Raw genomic sequence first — 4103 nt, forward strand, 5'->3', positions numbered from 1 at the left:
AAAAGAGATAGCTTTCGCTATCTCTTAAGCCCCTCCACTATTGACACGGAGCCAGTTTTTGCTGTTTCATTGTTCTTTTTCTGTTTTCGGCTGTTTATTTTATTTTGTTACAGCCCCTTAAATTTTTTTACATATAGCAATTGCTAGAGAATGAGGTCCAATATGACAAGAAACACTTAATGATAAAGGATCACAAATAATATTTTCTCCTGGATAAATTTCTTCAAGTTCTTTCTTTAATTCTAAAGCAGGTTCTTCATCATAAGTATAAGCGACACAAATATGCACATTATGATAATCATCCCCAAAACGTTCTTTAATATCTTTGGCGATTGCTTCTTTCATAATTTTAGTTCCTCTAGCCATTGTTCTTGTTTTAGCAAAAGAATCTAATTTTTCACCTTGTATCTGTAAAATAGGTTTGATCTTTAACATTCCTCCTAATAAAGCCGCAGCTGGAGTGATACGACCACCTTTTTTTAAGTAATCAAGCGTATTAACAGTAATATAAATAGAAGCATTTAATTTATTTTTAGTTAAAATATCACAAATTTCTTGTCCTGATTTCCCTTGATCAGCTAATCTTTTAGCATCAATAACATCGTATTTTTGAGTAACAGAGATACGTTGACTATCTACAACGAAAACACGATTATCGTATTCTTGAGATAGCATCATAGCTGTTTGGCATGAACCACTTAATCCACTAGACATTGGAATATGAACGATTTCATCATAATCATTTAGAATTTGATCCCATAATTCTTTAACATTTCCTACAACTGGTTGTGAAGTGAAAATTTCAGCACCACTTAATTGTTTTTCAAAAAATTCTTCATGAGTCAAATTTATATCTTCATAGTATGTTTGGTCATCAATAGTAAAAGGCATTGGCAAAACAAAAATACCAAGTTCTTTTGCTTCTTTTTGACGAATACCTGCATTACTATCAGTCACGATTGCGACTTTTTTCATAACACCACTCCATTTCTAGTATAATCACAAGCACATAATAACAGTTATGGCGATAAAATTCAAATAATATAAGCATATCACTTGTAAAAAAAAAGAGTTTTGGCATAATATAATAGAGGTGAAATTATGGAAATTATTACAGATGTACAATATGATGAAGTTATTTCTAAAGGCGTTGTTGTGATTGATTTCTTTGCTAATTGGTGTGGTCCATGTAAAATGTTAGCACCTGTTTTAGAAGAAGTTGCTCAAGAATTACCAACAGTTACATTTGCAAAAGTAGATGTTGACCAAGATCCTTCATTAGCAGGAAGATATGGAATTCAATCAATTCCACATTTAGTCATCTTCAAAGATGGAAAAGCAGTCGATCAAATCAGTGGTTTTGTTGGAAAAGATGTTATCTTAGAAAAACTTAATCCTTTATTATAATAGGCAGTTTTGCCTATTTTTACATATGATAAAAAATATTGTTTTAGATATGGGAAATGTTTGTTGTAAATGGGATGTTTCCTATATAGCAAGTCATCTTTCATCTTCTTTAGAAGATAAAGAATATATTATTAAACATTTATTTCAAACAAAACAATGGGCTTTACTTGATCGAGGAGCTATTTCTTTACAAGATGCAAAAAAACAATTGCTTGAACAAATTCCAAATGAAAAAAGAAATCTAATCGAAAATGCTTTTGAACATTGGTTTGATTATTTTGATCAGTTTGATGAAATGGAAGAATTTATTAAAAGATATAAGGATAAAGGCTATCAATTTTATTTATTATCTAATTGCTCTTTACAATTTTATCAATATTATCAATCAAAACCAATTTTTCAACACTTTAATGAACTTTATACATCCGCAAAATATCAAAAAATCAAACCTAATTTAGATATTTATCAAGATTTTTTAAATCGTTATCATTTAAAAGCTAATGAATGTCTTTTTGTTGATGATTTAAAAGAAAATATCGATGCGGCTATAAAGGTAGGAATGAAAGGGTTTGTTTATCATCAAAATGTTCAAGAATTAGAAAATTATGTAGAAAATAATTTATAAAAGTATGTTTTATCATTTTTTGTGATAAATACCATACTTTTTTTCTTTACCTATGGATAATTTGTGATAGAATATGTGCGGAAACGTAAGAGAGGAAGAGCATTTATGACAAAAAAGAAGAATAATTGGTATATAAAACATAAAAAACCGGTTTTATTTTGTGTAATTATTGTTTTAATACTTCTTATTATTTATTTAGCAGGTATGCTATATTATAATGGTAAGTTTTTAAATGGAACAATAGTTGACGGTAGTGATGTTGGGGGAATGACATTAGAAAAGGCTAATGACCAATTGTCTAAAAAGGTAAGTGATCAATCATTAGAACTTGTTTTTAATGATGGACAAAGTGAAGTTTTACAGGCTAAACAATTAGGGGTTTCTTATAATAAGGATAATTCTTTAAATCAATTAATGGAAAAACAAAATAAATGGGCATGGTTTTTAGGCTTTTTTCAAAAAGAAAAAAATACTTTAACTGATTTAATACAAATAAGTGATGAGAATTTGACAAATGGGTTATCTTCAATGCAACATGCTAAAGAAGAAAATCAAGTAGCACCAACAGATGCTTATATAGAATATAAAGATGGAAATTTCTCAATTGTTGAAGAAACATTAGGTTCTAAACTTAATACAGAAGAATTGATGAAAAATATTAAAGTAGCCTTAAGTGAAGGAAAACAACAATTAGATGTTACAAAAGCAAATGGTTATGTTAAACCTCAAGTTTATAAAGATGATCAAGATTTAAATAATCGTTTAAAAGCAGCTAAAGAATATTGTTTATCAAAGATTACTTATACAACACCTAAAGGAAAAGAAATTGTTTTAGATGGTAGTACGCTTGTTACTTGGTTAAGTAAACAAGATGATGGAAGTTATACAAAAGATGAAAGTGTTTTTAAAGAAAAACTAACAGCGTTTGTTAAAAGTCTTGCTAGTCAATATAATTCTATTGGAGCAACAAGAACATTTACTGGAAAAGATGGACAAAGTCATACAGTTAGTGGTGGAACTTATGGATTTAGAGTTTCTACTGATAGTGAAGTAAGTGCATTATTAAAAATGATTAATGAAAATAAGAGTGAAAATAATAGAACACCAGAACATACAGGACAACTTTCTTCAGGAGAAAATGGTGGACTTGGGACAACTTATTTAGAAATCAATATTACAAAACAACATTTATGGTTTGTTAAAGATGGAAGTGTTGTTTTAGAAAGTGATTTTGTAAGTGGTAAAGAAAGTGATCCTACAAGACTTACACCAAGTGGTACATATTATATCTATAATAAAGAAAGAAATAGAGTTTTAAGAGGAACAAAACAACCAAATGGTAAATATGAATATGAATCACCAGTGTCATATTGGATGCCATTTAATAAAGGTATTGGATTACATGATGCTTCATGGAGAAGTTCGTTTGGTGGAAATATTTATGTTAATAGCGGTTCACATGGATGTATCAATTTGCCAACAGGTTTTGCAGGAAGCCTATATTCACAAATCTATGTTAACTTACCAGTTGTTGTTTATAGATAAAAAAAGAGATTGCCGAAGCAATCTCCTTTTTTATACATTATTTTACAACAACGTTTTGTGCTTGTGGACCACGATCAGTTTCTACTACATCATAGTCAACAGTTTGACCTTCTTCTAATGTTTTGTATCCATCAGCTTGAATTGCAGAGAAGTGAACAAAAATGTCTTTTCCTTCTTCGCTAGTGATAAATCCAAATCCTTTTTCGGCATTAAACCATTTTACTTTTCCGACAGCCATGTCAGGTACCTCCTATAAAAATTACAAATGGAAATACTCTATGTATAAAATCGCAAATATGAGATTGTGTACATAAAGTGAAATACAACTTCCTCATATTTGAGATATTTTGGAAAATCATATAAAACCTTTGCATATCTATTATATCATTACAAAAAATATTTTGTAAACAGTTTCAATTTATTTTTTTAATGATAAACCTAACTAAAGATAAATGTTGGTGATAACACCTGATAATGTCAGTCTAACTATTTATAATAGAAAGCTTACCATTTTGATTTGTTCTAT

General features: G+C 29.1%; 5 protein-coding genes. 3 read left to right on the top strand and 2 right to left on the bottom strand.

Going from position 1 to position 4103, the window contains the following annotated elements; all coding sequences use genetic code 11:
* Nucleotides 1-117: 117 nt before the first annotated feature.
* The gene (locus ACLVEP_RS12480; protein ID WP_412585228.1) at nucleotides 118-975 is read right to left on the bottom strand and encodes a DegV family protein; all 858 of its coding nucleotides are present in this window, start codon (nucleotides 973-975) and stop codon (nucleotides 118-120) included.
* Nucleotides 976-1101: 126 nt separating this feature from the next.
* Here ACLVEP_RS12480 and trxA point away from each other — a divergent pair, with 126 nt between their 5' ends.
* From trxA to ACLVEP_RS12495, 3 genes are all read left to right on the top strand, one after another.
* A complete protein-coding gene (gene trxA / locus ACLVEP_RS12485) occupies nucleotides 1102-1407 on the top strand; it encodes a thioredoxin (protein ID WP_317999440.1) in 306 nt (101 codons plus the stop codon).
* Nucleotides 1408-1432: 25 nt separating this feature from the next.
* The gene (locus ACLVEP_RS12490; RefSeq protein WP_412585229.1) at nucleotides 1433-2032 is read left to right on the top strand and encodes an HAD family hydrolase; all 600 of its coding nucleotides are present in this window, start codon (nucleotides 1433-1435) and stop codon (nucleotides 2030-2032) included.
* Nucleotides 2033-2137: 105 nt separating this feature from the next.
* Complete coding sequence (locus tag ACLVEP_RS12495) at nucleotides 2138-3577, top strand: L,D-transpeptidase family protein (protein ID WP_412585230.1); 1440 nt, start codon at nucleotides 2138-2140, stop codon at nucleotides 3575-3577.
* Between the two features lie 37 nt (nucleotides 3578-3614).
* Here ACLVEP_RS12495 and ACLVEP_RS12500 read toward each other — a convergent pair whose 3' ends face one another.
* Nucleotides 3615-3815, bottom strand: coding sequence for a cold-shock protein (locus tag ACLVEP_RS12500; RefSeq protein WP_022002859.1), 201 nt, complete (start codon nucleotides 3813-3815; stop codon nucleotides 3615-3617).
* Nucleotides 3816-4103: the final 288 nt, after the last annotated feature.

This window comes from Faecalibacillus sp. (assembly GCF_047023275.1).
In the GTDB taxonomy this organism is placed as follows: Bacteria; Bacillota_I; Bacilli_A; order Erysipelotrichales; family Coprobacillaceae; genus Faecalibacillus.

What these genes read in the sequence shown, in the direction of transcription:
- ACLVEP_RS12500 (WP_022002859.1), bottom strand. Translation starts at nt 3,815, where the DNA reads ATGGCTGTCGGAAAAGTAAAATGGTTTAATGCCGAAAAAGGATTTGGA.
- ACLVEP_RS12490 (WP_412585229.1), top strand. Translation starts at nt 1,433, where the DNA reads ATGATAAAAAATATTGTTTTAGATATGGGAAATGTTTGTTGTAAATGG.
- ACLVEP_RS12495 (WP_412585230.1), top strand. Translation starts at nt 2,138, where the DNA reads ATGACAAAAAAGAAGAATAATTGGTATATAAAACATAAAAAACCGGTT.
- trxA (WP_317999440.1), top strand. Translation starts at nt 1,102, where the DNA reads ATGGAAATTATTACAGATGTACAATATGATGAAGTTATTTCTAAAGGC.
- ACLVEP_RS12480 (WP_412585228.1), bottom strand. Translation starts at nt 975, where the DNA reads ATGAAAAAAGTCGCAATCGTGACTGATAGTAATGCAGGTATTCGTCAA.